Genomic DNA, 16,969 nt, shown 5'->3' on the forward strand with positions numbered 1-16,969 from the left:
TGAAGAGGCTGGTCGGCATAAAGCCGACTAGCCTCTTGTGTAATGTAAACCTAGAGGTATATCAGAAGGAGGCACAGACCTTTGAAGCATAACGAGTATTCCCTGTTGATTTGCGGTGCTACATTTGCTGGACTAGGCGCGGCTGTTGCTGCGCATGAAGCGAATCGGAGTGTTATCGTGGTAGAACGGACAGCTATGGTTGGTCGTGAATTCATCGATGCGTTTAACGCGGGAAGGCTATGGGGAAAACCAAAAACAACCCTTGGATATAAATTCCGGGATGAATTATTGGCTCGAAACCTGATGGTGGAGGATGGGAATGGAGATGGGCCTGTTCATCTACCTGCGCTTCACCCTGTCTTATGTCATTTGATTAAGCAACGAGGAATGAAAGTTAAATTCCTTACAGAGATTATCGAGGTTGCTGAGCATAACGGGAATTATCTTGTAACTCTTCTCGATGCTTCTGGCATTCATCAGGTGATAGCAGATGAAATATGGGATACTTCCACCCAGCGTCTTACACAGCCTGGTCACCTGTTCGTTCCGACTCACAAAAGATTGAATGCATATCTACATCATCATGCCATACAGGAAGCGACCCTGCCTGCACCAATTGATCATTCCATGTCGATCGCTAGAGGAAGGTTCCATTCTGAGGTCATTTTGAGGGTTTGTGTCCCTCCTAAATACGATTGGCTGCAAGCCAAACAATGGCTGCACCCCTATTGGGAAGCAAGATCGGAGGAATGGGAATCGTGGACGATCGCAGCTGTGGCAGGTGCGTTCGAATCCATCGTTCGTCGCGGACCGCAGCTGCTTGCAAAGCGGTGGATCTGGCTTCCATCCGAAGGCTTCGATCATCCATTGGAGGCAATGGACTCCGGATATGAGCAGCTTGTGAAAACGGAGGGGTTACTTGATGAAGCATCATTATGATGTCATTGTCGTTGGATTAGGTACTGCGGGTGCGATCGCCGCTATCGCCGCGGCTCGTAAAGGACTTCGCGTATTGGGCATCGACAGGCATACCTGCTTGGGGGGGATCGGGACAGCCGGTGGTGTAATTGGCTACTACTTCGGCTCTCGAGGCGGTATCTTTGAAGAGATTGATCGACAAGTACCTGCAATGGAGCACAAGGTATACACCCCGTCCTATGGAGTAAATGCGGAAGCGAAGCAATATGTACTGGAGCGGGAAGCTCTAGAGGCTGGAGTCACCATCCGATACGATACGACGGTCATCAGTGTATTAATGGAAGGAAGAACGATTAAAGGAGCAGTGTGCTTCTCACCAGATACAGGACAGTATGATGTGACAAGCAGTGTCGTGATCGACAGCACGGGAAATGCCGATGTGTGCCGATTAGTCGGCTGCGAGCTTCGCGGTGGGCGAGAGTTTGACGCTCAAGCGCAGCCTTTCTCCAATGTATGGGTTAGATTTAAAGAGAATCGTGTTCAATCCGCATATACCGATTCCGGATATGTGTTTCCAGAAGACCCAGAGGATATGTCGAGGGCGATCGTCGATTCCGCGCTTCTTGCCACTCACTTAAAGGAACGGTATGAGGAAGAACTGTTATTGTTACGTGTTTCTCCTCAGCTTGGTATACGCGAGAGCCAATTTATCATCGGTGAAGAGAACGTTACACTGGCGGACTTTCTACAGGACCGATATACAAGGGAGCCCGTGTTTATGGCGTACTCGAACTTGGATAACCACAGCAAAGATCTCGCCTTCGAAAGCGAGCTGCAGCGGGACTGGACAGTAGCATCCAGCCTTTGGGGACTTAAATTTACAGTTCCAATACCGCTCGGCGCATTGATTCCTAAGGGCTTCGATGGGCTGCTTGTTGCGGGAAGGTGCTTGGCAGTAGATCACGATATGGCAGCATGCGTTCGAATGAAGCGAGATATGCAGAAATGCGGAGAAGCCGCAGCTTATGCTGCTTATATATCCATTACTAAGCAGCTTCCATTGCGAGAGGTTCCATACGCAGAGTTAGCGATGCTTCTTCAGGAAACGGGTTGTCTTGCGGAGTGTAATGACGTTTACTTCGAACATAGACTTGCGATGGATGATCGGTCAAATCCATATATCCAATGGATAGAGGACATTGAAGTGTTAAAATCGGGGCTTTCTAGCCTTAAGCCAGGAGTGGCGCTCTGGTCGGCCAAGCGCTGGGGTAATGCTATTCTCCCGAGTCTCAGAGAGTGGCTGAATCAGAGCGAGTCTGAACATCTGCACAAGAACAGTGCAATAGCTCTAGCTCTGCTAAATGCCTCAGAAGCTGCGCCAGTTCTGCGTAAAATTGTCCAGGAACGTGATCCGTTCGTCCCGCTTAGCAGCTCTAAGTATAATCAAGGTCGCGGTTATGCCGCTATATACTTGTTAGGAAAGCTTGCTGACAAGGACTCGATTCCGGTTTTGAGAAGCATTATTACCGACCTGGAAGGCTTTACTTTCATCGATGCGAACAGAGAGTTTATTTCGGATGTACAAGAACTAAGATTTCAATATGTATCTTATGCCCTGATGGCATTAACTCGGATCGGAGATCATTACAATGAAACTCGCAAAGATATTATCGAAATATTCGATAATTATTTGCCATTGCTGGACGGATCTCTTGTCATCTCCTTTAAAGGCAGCTCTGACATTCATAATGTAATGGATGATAAGATACGTCAGCTAATCAGTCAAGCTATCTCACGTTGGAATAGCCAGAAGAAACATCATGATACGAAGGAGGCTTATTTATGAATCCATTGGATTGTGTGCGAACGAACGATGAGAACCTATCCAAGCTGATGGAGGAGTTGAAAGGAGAACAATATACAGGGGGTAAAGCTATATGAATGAGAAGATAAAGCTTGGTGTCGTAGGTACAGGGAATATTTTTAAAGATTCCCATCTTAGTGCATGGATGGAGCATCCGGAAATTGAGGTAGTAGCTGTGTGCGATACGAATTACGAGCGAGCCATGCAAATCGGTGAACAAATGGGAGTCAGTCATGTATTTACGAATTATAAGGAGCTGCTGCAGCTAGAAGAAATCGATATGGTCGATATTTGTACACCGAATCTGTATCATTCAGAAATTGCCATAGCCTCATTGAACGCGGGTAAGCACGTATTCTGTGAGAAGCCAGATGCGGTCAGCCCATCTGAAGCCCAGAAGATGGCGGATAGTGCTTCAGCTAACGGGAAGCTTCTGATGATAATGCGAAACAATAGGTTCGCTCCCGCTTCACAATTCCTTAAGCGGTTCGCGGACGAAGGTCATATGGGTGACATTTATACAGGACGCTGCGGATGGGTGAGACGCAGAGGGATACCGGGTAAAGGCGGCTGGTTTACAACGAAGGAATTGTCCGGCGGCGGTCCATTGATAGATTTGGGCGTTCATATCATTGATCTTGCGATGTGGATAATGGGTAATCCCAAGCCGGTTGCTGTTAGCGGTGCAACGTATACGAAATTCGCCAATAACGAGATTTCCGATTCTATCCATAGCTCATTCGGTGAAAAGAAAGCAGATGGTATTTTCGACGTAGAGGATTTGGCAATCGGATTTATCCGCTTCGAGAATGGAGCAACCTTGCAGATCGAATTCAGTTGGGCATCTAATATTGGTGAAGAAATGAGTTTTGTTGAGCTTCGAGGCACGAAAGCCGGTGCCAGTTTAAAGAAAGGAGAGTTGCAGATTTTCTCCGAGGTTGCAGGGCAGCTTACAGATACGACGCCTATAATCAAGAATAGACAGGTCAAGCAGCACACCGAGAACATTAAGCATTTCGTTGATTGTCTCCAAGGCCGAGCGGAGCCTACCATTCTACCGGAACACGGCGTAGATATGATTAAGATATTATCCGCTATTTATGAATCTGCGGAAGCGGGAAGAGAAATTCGATTATAGTTGGTTTGTTTGTTTCAGATAATATTACTGCTAAAATCAAATAGCAAAAAAGCCATCGTTCTTGAACATACTTTGTTCAAACAATGGCTTTTTATTTCTCTTTTTCATCAGATCCGGTTCAAAATGGAAGAAAGCATCTTTGCGAGTTATAAAGTAGAGATGTCAATAACGAATCGATACCGCACATCGCTTCTGAGGACACGTTCATACGATTCTTCGACTTGGTCTGCACTGATCACTTCTATCATTGGGACAATGCCGTGTTCAGATGCGAATTCGAGCATTTCCTGGGTTTCGCGAATTCCACCAACCAGTGATCCTGCAATGCTGCGACGACCCATAATTAATGAAAATACTTGATACTTATCTGGTTCAGCCGGAGCACCAACATTTACAAGTGTCCCATTAACGCGAAGCAGTGATAAATACGCATCAACATCCAAATTGGCAGACACGGTGTTTAAGATTAGATCGAAACGACTTGCTAATTCGGTAAATGTTGCGGGATCACTTGTCGCAAAGTAATGATCCGCGCCAAATTTCAATGCTTCTTCTTTCTTATTAATAGAGCGACTCAATACAGTTACTTCAGCACCCATAGCATGAGCAAATTGGATCGCTACATGGCCAAGACCTCCCATTCCCACAATGGCAACCTTCTTACCTGGACCAGTATTCCAGTGTTTCAAAGGAGAGAAAGTGGTAATGCCTGCACATAATAGTGGGCTTGCCACATCCATATCCAGACCGTCTGGAATACGGACAACGAATCCTTCCGTTACAACGATTTTTTGGCTGTATCCACCGTAGGTTGGATTTCCATCGTAGTCTAGACTGTTGTATGTGTTGATAACACCTTTCGTACAATATTGCTCCTCACCACTGAGGCAGTATTCACATTCTCCGCAGGAGTCAACAAAACACCCAACTCCAACGCGGTCACCAACGACAAACCTGGTAACTTCTGTTCCAACTGCTTTTACGACTCCGGCAATTTCATGACCTGGAACCATTGGAAAGATTCCACCACCCCATTCATCGAAAGCACTGTGAATATCAGAGTGGCAAATGCCACTAAACTTAATATCTATTAAGATATCATGTGGACGTAATTCTCTCCGCTCAATAGTAGTCTTTTCAAATGGTGCTTTTGCACTTGGGACACTTAGAACACGTGTCGTAGTCATGTTTTTATGATTATTGCACATAAAAGATAACACAATCCTTTCTTTTGTAAAAATAATAAGTTGACTGAAAAAGTAAGTCGCATCATCTTATTTTTAATGTATTTAAAAGCTACTAGAATAGCTTAATCCTTAATGTTGACTTTAAGGCAAGTTTTTTTGAAAAATAATAATAAAGAATGATTAAGGCAAGTTCTTAATTAACCTTTATATGACATGCTTTCTTTGTGGTACTTCTTTTCTAATTCATCATAGTATTCTATTTTCGTTTCAATTTTGATAAAAGCGTTATCCAAGTCTTTTTGTTTCTGCATCATTTTCTCTTTATGTTTTTCAAATATTTGTTTACGTTGCAAAGCTGTACTGTCTCCTTCTTTTGTTAATTCCACGATCTCACGCAACTCCGAAAGAGGTATGTCCGTTTTACGTAAACATACAATGAGCTCTAACCACAATAAATCTGCTTCGTTAAAAATACGATTTCCATTATCATCTCTTTTTATAAAAGGTAGAAGACCCTCTTGTTCATAATATCGGAGTGTATGTGCAGGCAAGCCTATCTTTTCTGCTGCTTCTTTTATATGAATTTCCATTGTATCCTCCATAAACTTTTTTATTATTTTGTTCTTATTACTATGACTGAGATCTAACCCTTAGGTTTTATTATAGATCTTAAAGTACACTTTAATGCAACTTCGCTTTTTTCATCTTCTACTGGGAACTTAAGAATGTTTCTTGACTTAAAATCAACTTTAAAGGGTATTGTTGCTTTGAGTTAAAAAATAAAGATGAAGTTAGGAAGGTTGGAGTTGGATTTTTATGGGTAAACGAAGTAATTTACTTATCTTTATACTGATCGTAGGAGTTTTCGGTATTTTAAATACTGAAATGGGTGTTATTGGTATACTGCCTTTGATTGCTGATTACTATGATGTTAGTGTATCAAGAGCAGGGTTGTTTGTGAGTCTCTTTGCACTTGCTGTTGCAATATCCGCTCCAAGTATGCCGCTATTATTTTCGGGTATGAATCGCAAGAAGGCAATGTTACTTGTACTCGGTGTTTTCGTTCTGGGTAACATTGTCTCGATATTTGCATCTAACTTTACAATTGCATTAATTGCTCGTGTGATACCAGCTATTTTTCATCCGATATATTGTTCAATGGCATTTACAGTAGCTGCAAACTCAGTTAGTCATGAAGAAGCTCCAAAAGCTGCTTCTAAAATCATGTTAGGCGTATCTGCAGGTATGGTACTTGGTGTGCCAATCACTAGTTTAATTGCAAGTGGAGCTTCGTTTGAAATGGCTATGTTTTTCTTTGCTGCGATTAATGCTATAACATTTATTGCTACATTACTATTTGTACCATCACTACCTGTCAAGGAAAGACTTTCTTACGGTTCACAATTAGGCGTATTAAAAAATTCAGTAACTTGGCTATCCATTGCTGCTGTTATTTTTATAAATTCAGCAATATTTGGGGTTTATAGCTACCTTGCTGAGTATCTTGAAACCATTACTAATATTTCGGGGCAAACGATTAGTTTAATGTTAGTCGTATACGGTGGGGCAAATGTTATTGGAAATATTGTGGCAGGGAAGCTGCTTACTAAAAATGCCATTAAAACGGTATCGATTTTTCCTTTCGCATTAGGAGCAGTTTACATCGTATTATTCTCATTTGGGCAGTTCACTGTACCTATGGCTATCATTACTTTAATTTGGGGAATATTAGCTGGTATTGGAGGTAATATCGCACAATATTGGATCACGTCCGCGGCTCCCAAAGCTCCTGATTTCGCTAATGGATTATTTTTATCATCCGCTAATATAGGAACAACAATGGGTACAGCTGTAGGTGGATTATTTATATCGGCAATCGGTACACCATACATCGTAGTAGGGGGATTACTATCGTTGATATTGAGTGTGGTATGTATTTTAATAAGAAACAACATATTTAGTCCTAGAAAAAAACTTTCTATAGAAAATAGGAATTAACAATATTATTCCACAGAATGGATACAGGGGAGACCGAGATTTCAGAAGCTCAAAGGGATTCTTCTCCCTAATGTTTGATTGACATAACCAATGAATTTATGGTAGTTTTACAAAACTTAGAATCCCAAATAAAGAAGAGAACAAGCGGTCTTGCTGCTCCTTAGTGAACGTGTCTGAACAGTCTTTAGAGGAGTTTTAACGACAAATGATTTTGAGCGATTTCTCTGAACAACATCATTATTATTTTAAGGGGGAACATCATGGAAGTTTTTGCAGAATACTTAGCACATATTGACAACCCGGACCATCGGATCCGAACGGAAGAAGTTTTGACTTGGGTAACTAAGAAATTTCCAAATTTGATACCGAAAATTGCGTGGAATCAGCCTATGTTTACCGATCACGATACATTTATTATTGGCTTTAGCATAGCCAAACAGCATTTGGCTGTTGCCCCTGAAAGGGCAGGGATTAATCATTTTTCTGATGATATTGTGCAGGCAGGATACGATCACACCAAGGAGTTGGTACGTATCAAGTGGAATAGTCCGGTTGATTTCTCATTACTTGAGAAAATGATCGAGTTTAATATTTTTGATAAGGCAGATTGTTCGACTTTTTGGCGAAAGTAGAAAAAATAGGACTGACCATCGAGGCATATATTTACGGTATTAAGCCATTTGATGCCTCGATGCTCGGTTGTAAGACTAAGCAATGGTCCCTTAATTGACGCTGGTTTATCAAAATGACTTAAAGGATCCATGATGCAAAAGGATTGATTGAACGATCAGTCTACAGCATCCCATCCTCAAGCTGCTCCATCACATAACTCCACCACAAGCTTACTCCGTCCAAACCGGCGGGGTTTGTTTCCTCCAATAAAGCCCTTATATGACCTCTAGTTGTTCATTTTTGTTTTAGATGAATTCCTGTCCGTTCTCATTCTCTGTATAGATAGAGATCAGTACAATTGCCGTTTCCATTCCTATATTTCTAACTAAATGGGGCGTACAAGCATTCCAACTAAAGGAATCACCCTCACCAAATTCAGCCCCATCTTCCCCTTGTTCCGCGTATATTCTCCCTTTAATGACCAAATGTACCTCTTCGCCTTCATGCGCATGAGGAGAATCTCCAGTCATAGCACCAGGAGGAAGCTCTACGATCATCATTCTTACGTTCTTTGTGGAGCTCAGGTGTTCCACCTTTAGATTTTCTGAGCCGCTTGTTGTGATTGTTCGCTCGTCTTTCCGAACAATACGCATTCGATCTTCTTTCTTTAATAGCAAATAGGCTAGTGGCACTTTCAGGGCGTGGGCAATGTTTTCTAGTGTTGAGATGGACGGTGAAGTCTTATTCGTTTCAACTTGACTCATAAAGCCTTGGGATAGGCCGGTTGTTTCGCATATTTGAGCGATGGTGATATTTTTCCGTTTCCTGATCGCTCGGATAGTAATGCCAATATCCATCAGGTCACACCTCCAAAATATTTGTAATACTAAAATTAATTTCATATTATCAATTTCGGTATTGACAAGTCAATGTAATCTACGTTAAATTACTCATATAGAAAATATATTGCTATAACTAATATTTTTGGAGGAGAGAAACGAATGAATAAAACAGCTATTGTTACCATTATTATGCGAGTGGTGTTAGGCATCATATTTGTATTTCACGGTGTAGATAAGTTTCAAACGGGACTTAGCAATGTAGAAGCATGGTTCAACTCAATCGGTATCCCGGGGTTTTTAGCTTATGTTGTTGCGGTGCTTGAACTTGTCGGCGGTATTATGCTGATTTTGGGGTTATTTACTCGCTATGTATCAGGATTGCTTGTCATCATGCTCATCGGTGCAATTTTGACAGCAAAATTATCGGGTGGACTTCTTGGTAACGGTCAAACGGCTGGCTATGAGTTGGACCTCGGATTTATTTTGGTTTCGTTGTATCTGGTTGTTGCCGAACGATCACCGCTTTCAGTTGACCATATTATTAGGAGCAAGCGAAGTGAATAACATAAACCATGGAGGAGACTAGGATGAATCCGAATTATCAATATGACTTTCACTTACCGGTTAATATGGAGCAAGGAAAGAAATATCAGACGATTTTCACCTTCCATGGCAAAGGATCAAATGAACGGAATATGTTCGGTTTGGTCGCTCCTTTGGTTGAAGATTTCATCATCATTGGGATTCGCGGTAATTTACCGCTTGGTGCGGGATACCAGTATTACGATTTAAAAAGCCTAGGAAACCCAATTCGGGATATGTTTGACCAAGCAGTTAAAGATCTCGAAGCATTCATTCATTATGCGACGGAGAAGTATCCCATCGATCCTGACAAACGTTATTTGCTTGGCTTTAGCCAAGGTGCAATTCTATCCATGACGCTTGCGCTTACGATGGGAAAACAGCTAAAGGGAATCGTGGCGTTGAACGGATATATTCCTGAGTTTGTGAAAACGGACTATTCACTTCGGAGTATCAAAAACGTTTCCGTATTTATCTCACATGGAGAATACGACTCCGTGTTCCCGGTTCGTATAGGGTACGAGACAGCTGCCTATTTAAAAGACCAAACGGAGCACTTAACTTTCAAATTATATCCGACCGACCACGGTGTATCTGAAGAGAACCAGTTCGATTTTTTGCAGTGGTTTAAGATGAATGCCGAATTAAAGAATTAGGCTTTGTTAAACCTTAATGTTGATATTTGAAGAATACGAACGAATGTTCTATGATAAAGGTATGACCTTACAAACACACCTCTTTAACGAACGAGAAAACCTCATATGTGGGTTCGTTTTATTGAATGCATGAATTCTGCTAAAATGTAGTTAATGTATAATGTAGAGATCCCTCATGAACAAAGGAGAACTGAAAATGAGAAAACTCGTTCTATTTCTGCACGCATCGCTTGACGGTTTTGTAGAAGGGCCGAATGGTGAAATGGACATTGGCTGGGTTTCCTACGATGCTGATTTGGAGAAACATGCGAAAGAAATTCTGAGTACTGCCGACACTGTCATTTGGGGACGTGGGACTTATCAGATGATGCACAGTTACTGGCCATCTGTGCCTTCGAACCCATCAGCTACGCAGCATGAACGGAATCATGCCGAGTGGATCGAAAAGACAGCCAAAATCGTTTTTTCCACGACGCTGGAGAACGTCGAATGGAATAATTCCAGACTCGTGAAAGAAGATGTCGAGGAAGAAATCAATAACCTCAAACAGCAGCCAGGCAAGGATATGGTCATCCTCGGCAGTCCTAGGTTCGCACACCACCTTATGCAGCTTGATTTAATTGATGAGTATAAAATTACGGTTTCTCCTGTCCTGATCGGTAAGGGATTGCCGTTATTCCAAGGTCTCAAGGAGAAAATCAATCTTAAGCTAATCGAAAACAAGACCTTTGATTCTGGAGCCATAGGTCTCGTTTATGAGACGGTAAGATGACCTTGTCACTTAAGGTGATTACGCTAACGGGAGACGATAGCTCAATTAACCGCCTTTTCACAAAGGCGGTTTTCTTATGGTCACAAATCAACATTAGAATTTAACATAGCCAAGAATTAAAGAGTGAGAACGTATGCCAAGACCGAATGTTAGTGGAGCAGCTTCTGACATGGGAACGGGTGTCACCAACTACTTACTGAAAGGCCATTGGAAAAGTTCATGAGGTAAAGATAAAGCAAATTTTCTTGGATTTCGAGGAAAATTTTGCTTTTTCTTTGTTTAATTAAGGTACTAAACGGCAAATCAAGTCAATTTACTTGAGGAAACTTTTGAATTTAAGTGGTTCTGGTAGCTTAATTGCGACGAGGCGACAGAAGATAAGTGTTGTCCTACTAATTTATGATAAGTAAAAATAATGAAAGCGATGTAAATAAATTGAAATTGCAAGCGCTTTCTTTTGTGATTACAATACGTATATACAGCTTTGCTCTGGGTTGCGCGAGGTAGTAACTTCGTAGATCGAGAAGGGTGTGATGAGGATTGAGGATGAACTTTGCTAAAAATAAGCACATCAGTAAGAGAAGGCTGATTATAGTGGTCTTTTTGATTCTTACATTCGTGCCGGTAACCATTATCTTTAACCGCATCATTTCTAAAAAAGATCCGGCTGACAATTATATGGCGCTAGTAAACGGCGTTCCAATAAGCACTAAAGAATTTGATAACGCTATTGAGGCCAACAAATCCCAAATCAGCGATTACTTCTACATAAAATACGGCGCAGAACAGATAAGTGGATTCTGGACGACATCATTTGATGGTGAAATTCCAATGGAATCTATTATGAATAAGGCGCTTGAGGACACCGTTAAGATCAAAATTCGGCAACTGATTGCGCAAGAACAGGGATTGTTGTCAGACATCAGCTATAAAGGCTTTATACATCAGTTAAGTGAGGAAAACAAGAGAAGACAGAGAGCCGTCCGTAACCATGAGGTCATCTACGGACCTCGCCAATATGATGAGAATGCTTATTTCGAATATGTGTTAAGTAATACGACCCGATTAGTCAAAAATCAATTAATGAAGGATGAGTGGAAGCCGGACGATCAAGAATTAAAACGATTTTACGATTTGCAAAAAAATCAATTGTACATTTCGCACGGGTCTGTGAAGGTTGAGCTATTATCATTATCATTTTTGGATTCAAATCAGAACGTTGACGAAGAGCTCAAGAAGGATGCTGAGAAAAAGATGGAAAATGCACTGGCTATGGCGGTTTCTGGGATTGATTTTGAGGATATAGCGAAGGCATTCGATGTAGACCTCCAGATGATGGAGAAGGTCTTTAACTCGAGTAACGTCAGGAACAATTCTAGAAGTCCTGTCGCACAAGCCGCTGAAAAACTTTCGTTGGATGAACGGAGTGTCATTATAGAAGAGAATGGACGTTTCTATCTGATTAAGTGCATCGAAAACCTAAAAGAGGGATCAGACTTCTTGGATTTCGACAGCAACAAAGGACAAGTACTAGCAGATTTTGCCGATTACAAATATGAGGAGCTTGTCAAGAAGCGCGTTTCAGAAGTGCAAATTGAATTGAACGAGACCGAGTATTCTACCTATCAAAAAATGAAATAGGAAGTTTTCATGCATTGATGTTAACGCTTCAATAGGGCCCGATTGAAGCATGACATAAATCAATTCATCATGTAAATGCACAATCCTGCAAGCACATTCTCACCAATGCTGCCCAATACTTGCTCCACGATGCTGAATCGCTACAAATTGAGGAGGATAAGCGTTATGAAGAGTTCAAAGAAACTCATCGCTATATTGGCCATACTAACCATGGTTTGCAGTTTTGAAATCACGGCTCCATCGAGGGCCCTTGCAGCCGGAACAAACTACTACATTGATAATATCGGCGGGGATGATGGCAATAACGGAACAAGTTCCAGCAGCGCATGGAAATCGCTCGACAAAGTAAATGTCACGACATTCGCTCCCGGCGACAAAATTTTATTCAAAGCAGGGGGAAGTTGGAACGGCAGGCTTTGGCCCAAAGGATCGGGAGCTAACGGGAGTCCCATCATTATCGATCAATACGGTTCTGGGAGCAAACCTCTGATCGCCGGTGTTACATCTGAATTGGAAGCGGTATTCTTGAAAAATCAAGAGTATTGGGAAATTAACAATCTGGAAGTCACAAACCGATCATCCTTGCCTTTTAGTCGTGATTGGCAAAATCCTCGCGGCCAGCGTCGGGGTGTCTACATTTTGAATGAAGAAGCTGGTATTTTACATCACATACAATTGAGAAACCTAACGATTCATGATGTTGACGGATCTTACACGACTCGCTCTGGAGGCATTATATTCGATTCTGTCGGCTCTGTCACTCCAAGTGCGTTCGACGGCATTCTCATTGACGGCAATACGTTGACGGATGTAGATGCTTATGGGATTTACATCGGTTCCAATTGTATTTTACGCTATGGAATGAGTGACTTATGGCCTTGGGTACAGAAACCTTACGGACCATGGACCCCTTCTACCAATGTGAAAATTTCCAACAATTCAGTCATCAGAGCGGCAACAGGCGGGATTACATGGAATGTAACCGAAGGAGCAATAGTCGAACATAACACGGTTCAACAAGCTACCTATCTAGCTACCAACGCTTCGATATGGTGGGCATATGCAGACAATAACCTTGTTCAATTCAATGAATCATTCGAGAGCGTTAACGGCGCTGAAGACGGGCACGGGTTTGACGTGGATGCAGGGAACATCGGTTCGTTAGTTCAATATAATTACAGTCATAATAATGCGGGCGGATTTATGCTTTTTGTTAATGACACTTATTATACGACTGATACGATTGTCAGATATAACATCAGCCAAAATGATAAGAAAAGTATCTTCCGGTACAGCGGATCGATTAATAACGTGACGAATCACAACAACACGATTTATGTCGGAGCCGCATCAGGAAATCCGGTCATGAGTGATTATTTCACCAAGACTTCCGGTTCACCGCAAAATATTAGAAATTATAATAACGTTTACTACAGCGTCGGTGATGGAGGATGGAACCTAACGGGACAAACGTTTGACTATAATGCCTACTTCGGGGGGAAAACGCTAGTGAGCTCGGATCCGCACAAGGTGACGGCTGACCCGAAATTCATCAATCCTGGAGGTGGGGGAAATGGCATGAATACGGTTAATGGTTATCAACTGCAGGCAAGCTCACCTTTGATTGGTGCAGGTATTCCCATAACAGATCATGGGGGACGCGACTACTTTGGCAATCCACTTTATAATGGCAACCCTGATATAGGAGCGCATGAATATCAAGGCGCGGTAGCTACTGCCGGGAATATGGCTTCCGTTCCTTACTCTCTCAGCTCCCAATCTCCAGAATTCAATCTGGCATCGGCAGCCAAAGCAAGCACAACATTCGTTTCTTTGAACCAAACGACTGCTCACATTCAAAATATTAATGATGGTTATTACGATTACGCATGGTCAAGCCATACAACGCCGACGTTCCCGAACTATATTACGCTCGATTTCGGCACATCTCCCATAACCGCCGATACATTGAAGTTGAGTACGAAATTCGGTCAAGGTCAAGGAATTACGAACTTCGATATTGAGTATTTTAACGGGACATCGTGGCTGCCCATTCAAACGGGAATCAATCTGAACTGGAATTTCAATACGGCGGAGGAAGAAATTAAGATTATTGGTTTTACGAAAACAACTTTTTCTAAAATAAGGTTGAAAGTGAATAACGGTAACCGTCAATGGGGTAATATCGCCGTTAATGAGTTGGAATTATACAACTCGCCGGTCAGCACACCGGTCAATATTGCACCAACCGCGACGACAAGCACTACTTTTGGTAATGCAGGATCAGTCTCGTTGATCAACGACGATCGGAAATCGACATCATGGGCTAGTCCCACATCAATAACATTCCCGCAATATATTAATCTCGATTTTGGAAGCACCATTACGGCGAATAAAATCAGTTTATTTACCCACTTTGGAATCGGTCAAGGCATAACGAACATCGACGTGGAGTATTTCAATGGTTCCAACTGGGTGACGGCATTATCGAATGTACCAATTACTTGGTCGCTAAACAATAGTACAGTCGAAACTAGAGATATTTTGTTTAGTCCAATCACTGGGAACAAAATGAGATTAAAGGTCAATAATGGAAACCGTCAATGGGGCAATATAGCGCTCAACGAACTGCGCGTTTGGACTAATTAAACTAAAAAATACACCAAATAAGAGGTCGAATTCATCTCATTCGACCTCTTTTTGGTGGTTCACCCAGAATGGGAGGAGGGCTTTCAAGGTATCCCTTACAGAGGCTTACTCTATGTGAAAGGCTAAAGACCTTCAGCCGAATGAATATTCTGTCGGAACGTGCGAGGAGAACTTGGTTTTACTTCCATTCAATAATTCCCAATTAGTGTTTATAAAAAAGATGCGAGGACATAATGATTTTAGTGAACTACGTGCAAGAACATTTCCATGCATAATCATACTAGTATAAGAGGGAGATGCGCTTAGTTAATGACAAATAAAAAGAGCTACTATGCATTCGAGGATCCATCTGGCACCACAATTGAATTTCAAGCCACCAGTTTACAGCAGGCCATGGTGATAAAGAAGAAAAAGGCTTTAGAACTAGGGATTCCTAAAGAGGCTTTTGAGCTAACGAGCATACGCAAAAAACCAAGCCAGAGCGCATAGCCTGGCTTTTTATTATTTCGGACAATGTTCTTATCATTTAGCATGACAAGCACGATAGTACATATTTCGGATGACAAGAACTATGAGCCGATTGCCAATGAGCTACTTGGACAAGAACATATAAGTATTGGAAACCGCCTAAACAGCGGTTTTTTTGTTGTAAGGATATATGTTCATGTCCATACCTGAAAACTGCCATGACGGTAATCATTCCATTTAAATCAGTATTCACCGTGATATCGAGGAAAATCTTTTAAATACAGGATACATCTGCTCTAATCTTAGCACCATGAAATATTCCATCTCTATGCTCCCGAATCCGATAAAAATAAATTTAGTGTTTTGATTAAAATAGTACCTTGACAGTCACAGTAGTGTGTCGTATTATACAGTTGCGGGGTGATTAAATGAACGAGAATAAAATTACATCAGACCTGCTGCGCGGACATACCGATACGATGATATTGCGACTCTTATCCGAGGCAGATCGCTATGGGTACGAAATTGTCAAGTTGATTGCGGAGCGCTCAGGCGGTGAGTATGAACTAAAAGAAGCAACCATGTATTCCAGTGTTCGGCGACTTGAGGTAGACAGTGATATCGAATGGTATTGGGGTGACGAGTCGCAAGGCGGTCGTCGCAAGTATTTTAGAATCACTGAGAAGGGCAAGGATACTTACGCCCGTAACAAAAGCAACTGGGAGTATGCACAGCGAGTGTTAGATAACTTACTATGAGGGGATTTGATAGGATGAATCAGAAATTGACGAACTATTTGAACGGCGTATTTACGCCATACGATGGGGTAAAAAGCGTCACCGAATTAAAAGACGACCTACTCACCGATCTACAGGAGAGGTACCGTGAACTTAAAGCCGAGGGCAAAGACGATGAAACAGCGTTTAATATGACCATTGAGGGCATCGGGGATATCGAGAAAACAATACTAGAGGTCGCCAATCTCTCCCGCTCGTTGGAGAGGCAAGTACTAACAAACTTTAGCGGGAGCAATTTGCCAAAGAGCGACTTTGCGGGGGTTATTGCGCATAAAGGGAATTTTACATCGAGCGCGTTACGCGGTTCCGACTTTGCGGGCGCAGACTTGACCGGCAGTTCGTTTAAGTCCAGCGACGTACGTGAAGCCAATTTTGACGGCGCGAATTTGACTGACTGTAGCTTATCCGCCTTAGACCTTTCGAATGCGAGCTTCAATGAATCGATTCTTGTACGCACTAACTTCAGCATTTCGGGGATGGACGGAGCAAAGTTTAAAGGCGTAAAACTGACCGACGTCACGCTAACCAAGACCGACCTTAGAAAAACAATCTTTGAGGGTTGTATCTTTGACGGCGTGAACTTTATATATTCCGACCTGAGCGGGCTGCGTCTTGACGGGCAAACCTTTATCGGAGTTAAGTTTGACAAGTCGACATTAAACGGAGTTTCGTTTAGGGGCGCTACACTCAAGAATGTGTCTTTTCAGGCGTATTTTTCGTTGACCAATAAGTATTATCGTTCCATCAAAACGATCTGCTTTGAGGGCGCAGTCATGGATAAGCTGACTTATGCTGCGCTTAAAGGCATGGGGGCCGATTTATCCAAGGTTACAGTTCGATAACGA

16 protein-coding genes are annotated in these 16,969 nt (G+C 42.2%); 13 read left to right on the forward strand and 3 right to left on the reverse strand.

What is annotated here, in order from left to right:
* Positions 1–81 precede the first annotated feature (81 nt).
* The 3 genes from AC0YOD_RS05370 (at position 82) to AC0YOD_RS05380 (ending at position 3,920) form a co-directional block, all read left to right on the forward strand.
* Positions 82–939 carry a hypothetical protein gene (locus AC0YOD_RS05370; protein ID WP_475798188.1) on the forward strand — a complete coding sequence of 286 codons (858 nt, stop codon included), beginning with the start codon at positions 82–84 and terminating at the stop codon, positions 937–939.
* Complete coding sequence (locus AC0YOD_RS05375) at positions 923–2,764, forward strand: FAD-dependent oxidoreductase (protein ID WP_475798189.1); 1,842 nt, start codon at positions 923–925, stop codon at positions 2,762–2,764. The genes AC0YOD_RS05370 and AC0YOD_RS05375 overlap by 17 nt, the downstream gene beginning before the upstream one ends.
* 91 nt (positions 2,765–2,855) lie before the next feature.
* A complete protein-coding gene (locus tag AC0YOD_RS05380) occupies positions 2,856–3,920 on the forward strand; it encodes a Gfo/Idh/MocA family protein (protein WP_475798190.1) in 1,065 nt (354 codons plus the stop codon).
* 146 nt (positions 3,921–4,066) lie between these two features.
* On the opposite strand, the gene AC0YOD_RS05385 is transcribed toward AC0YOD_RS05380, so the two are convergent.
* Positions 4,067–5,128 carry an NAD(P)-dependent alcohol dehydrogenase gene (locus tag AC0YOD_RS05385; RefSeq protein WP_475798191.1) on the reverse strand — a complete coding sequence of 354 codons (1,062 nt, stop codon included), beginning with the start codon at positions 5,126–5,128 and terminating at the stop codon, positions 4,067–4,069.
* Between the two features lie 176 nt (positions 5,129–5,304).
* Complete coding sequence (locus AC0YOD_RS05390) at positions 5,305–5,697, reverse strand: MerR family transcriptional regulator (RefSeq protein ID WP_475798192.1); 393 nt, start codon at positions 5,695–5,697, stop codon at positions 5,305–5,307.
* A gap of 226 nt (positions 5,698–5,923) precedes the next feature.
* Between AC0YOD_RS05390 and AC0YOD_RS05395 the strand changes: the two genes are divergently transcribed.
* Positions 5,924–7,105 carry an MFS transporter gene (locus AC0YOD_RS05395; protein ID WP_475798193.1) on the forward strand — a complete coding sequence of 394 codons (1,182 nt, stop codon included), beginning with the start codon at positions 5,924–5,926 and terminating at the stop codon, positions 7,103–7,105.
* Between the two features lie 260 nt (positions 7,106–7,365).
* Positions 7,366–7,737, forward strand: a complete 372-nt coding sequence (locus AC0YOD_RS05400; protein ID WP_475798194.1) for an iron chaperone — start codon at positions 7,366–7,368, stop codon at positions 7,735–7,737.
* 285 nt (positions 7,738–8,022) lie between these two features.
* On the opposite strand, the gene AC0YOD_RS05405 is transcribed toward AC0YOD_RS05400, so the two are convergent.
* Complete coding sequence (locus AC0YOD_RS05405; protein ID WP_475798195.1) at positions 8,023–8,574, reverse strand: helix-turn-helix domain-containing protein; 552 nt, start codon at positions 8,572–8,574, stop codon at positions 8,023–8,025.
* 144 nt (positions 8,575–8,718) lie between these two features.
* Here AC0YOD_RS05405 and AC0YOD_RS05410 point away from each other — a divergent pair, with 144 nt between their 5' ends.
* From AC0YOD_RS05410 to AC0YOD_RS05445, 8 genes are all read left to right on the forward strand, one after another.
* Positions 8,719–9,123, forward strand: coding sequence for a DoxX family protein (locus AC0YOD_RS05410; RefSeq protein ID WP_475798196.1), 405 nt, complete (start codon positions 8,719–8,721; stop codon positions 9,121–9,123).
* 23 nt (positions 9,124–9,146) lie between these two features.
* Complete coding sequence (locus AC0YOD_RS05415) at positions 9,147–9,797, forward strand: alpha/beta hydrolase (RefSeq protein ID WP_475798197.1); 651 nt, start codon at positions 9,147–9,149, stop codon at positions 9,795–9,797.
* A 196-nt stretch (positions 9,798–9,993) separates the two neighbouring features.
* Positions 9,994–10,569, forward strand: a complete 576-nt coding sequence (locus AC0YOD_RS05420; protein ID WP_475798198.1) for a dihydrofolate reductase family protein — start codon at positions 9,994–9,996, stop codon at positions 10,567–10,569.
* Positions 10,570–11,115: 546 nt separating this feature from the next.
* The gene (locus AC0YOD_RS05425; RefSeq protein WP_475798199.1) at positions 11,116–12,210 is read left to right on the forward strand and encodes a peptidylprolyl isomerase; all 1,095 of its coding nucleotides are present in this window, start codon (positions 11,116–11,118) and stop codon (positions 12,208–12,210) included.
* A 165-nt stretch (positions 12,211–12,375) separates the two neighbouring features.
* Complete coding sequence (locus AC0YOD_RS05430; RefSeq protein WP_475798200.1) at positions 12,376–14,859, forward strand: discoidin domain-containing protein; 2,484 nt, start codon at positions 12,376–12,378, stop codon at positions 14,857–14,859.
* A gap of 309 nt (positions 14,860–15,168) precedes the next feature.
* The gene (locus AC0YOD_RS05435; protein WP_475798201.1) at positions 15,169–15,348 is read left to right on the forward strand and encodes a hypothetical protein; all 180 of its coding nucleotides are present in this window, start codon (positions 15,169–15,171) and stop codon (positions 15,346–15,348) included.
* A 407-nt stretch (positions 15,349–15,755) separates the two neighbouring features.
* On the forward strand, positions 15,756–16,085 hold the full coding sequence (locus tag AC0YOD_RS05440; RefSeq protein ID WP_475798202.1) for a PadR family transcriptional regulator: 330 nt from the start codon (positions 15,756–15,758) through the stop codon (positions 16,083–16,085).
* Between the two features lie 14 nt (positions 16,086–16,099).
* Entirely contained in the window at positions 16,100–16,966 is an 867-nt protein-coding gene (locus AC0YOD_RS05445; protein WP_475798203.1) for a pentapeptide repeat-containing protein, read from the forward strand.
* Positions 16,967–16,969 lie beyond the last annotated feature (3 nt).

This window comes from Paenibacillus sp. J31P13, assembly GCF_056269295.1.

What these genes read in the sequence shown, in the direction of transcription:
- AC0YOD_RS05410 (WP_475798196.1), top strand. Translation starts at nt 8,719, where the DNA reads ATGAATAAAACAGCTATTGTTACCATTATTATGCGAGTGGTGTTAGGC.
- AC0YOD_RS05385 (WP_475798191.1), bottom strand. Translation starts at nt 5,128, where the DNA reads ATGTGCAATAATCATAAAAACATGACTACGACACGTGTTCTAAGTGTC.
- AC0YOD_RS05430 (WP_475798200.1), top strand. Translation starts at nt 12,376, where the DNA reads ATGAAGAGTTCAAAGAAACTCATCGCTATATTGGCCATACTAACCATG.
- AC0YOD_RS05415 (WP_475798197.1), top strand. Translation starts at nt 9,147, where the DNA reads ATGAATCCGAATTATCAATATGACTTTCACTTACCGGTTAATATGGAG.
- AC0YOD_RS05405 (WP_475798195.1), bottom strand. Translation starts at nt 8,574, where the DNA reads ATGGATATTGGCATTACTATCCGAGCGATCAGGAAACGGAAAAATATC.
- AC0YOD_RS05420 (WP_475798198.1), top strand. Translation starts at nt 9,994, where the DNA reads ATGAGAAAACTCGTTCTATTTCTGCACGCATCGCTTGACGGTTTTGTA.
- AC0YOD_RS05400 (WP_475798194.1), top strand. Translation starts at nt 7,366, where the DNA reads ATGGAAGTTTTTGCAGAATACTTAGCACATATTGACAACCCGGACCAT.
- AC0YOD_RS05425 (WP_475798199.1), top strand. Translation starts at nt 11,116, where the DNA reads ATGAACTTTGCTAAAAATAAGCACATCAGTAAGAGAAGGCTGATTATA.
- AC0YOD_RS05435 (WP_475798201.1), top strand. Translation starts at nt 15,169, where the DNA reads ATGACAAATAAAAAGAGCTACTATGCATTCGAGGATCCATCTGGCACC.
- AC0YOD_RS05390 (WP_475798192.1), bottom strand. Translation starts at nt 5,697, where the DNA reads ATGGAAATTCATATAAAAGAAGCAGCAGAAAAGATAGGCTTGCCTGCA.
- AC0YOD_RS05395 (WP_475798193.1), top strand. Translation starts at nt 5,924, where the DNA reads ATGGGTAAACGAAGTAATTTACTTATCTTTATACTGATCGTAGGAGTT.
- AC0YOD_RS05375 (WP_475798189.1), top strand. Translation starts at nt 923, where the DNA reads ATGAAGCATCATTATGATGTCATTGTCGTTGGATTAGGTACTGCGGGT.
- AC0YOD_RS05440 (WP_475798202.1), top strand. Translation starts at nt 15,756, where the DNA reads ATGAACGAGAATAAAATTACATCAGACCTGCTGCGCGGACATACCGAT.
- AC0YOD_RS05445 (WP_475798203.1), top strand. Translation starts at nt 16,100, where the DNA reads ATGAATCAGAAATTGACGAACTATTTGAACGGCGTATTTACGCCATAC.
- AC0YOD_RS05380 (WP_475798190.1), top strand. Translation starts at nt 2,856, where the DNA reads ATGAATGAGAAGATAAAGCTTGGTGTCGTAGGTACAGGGAATATTTTT.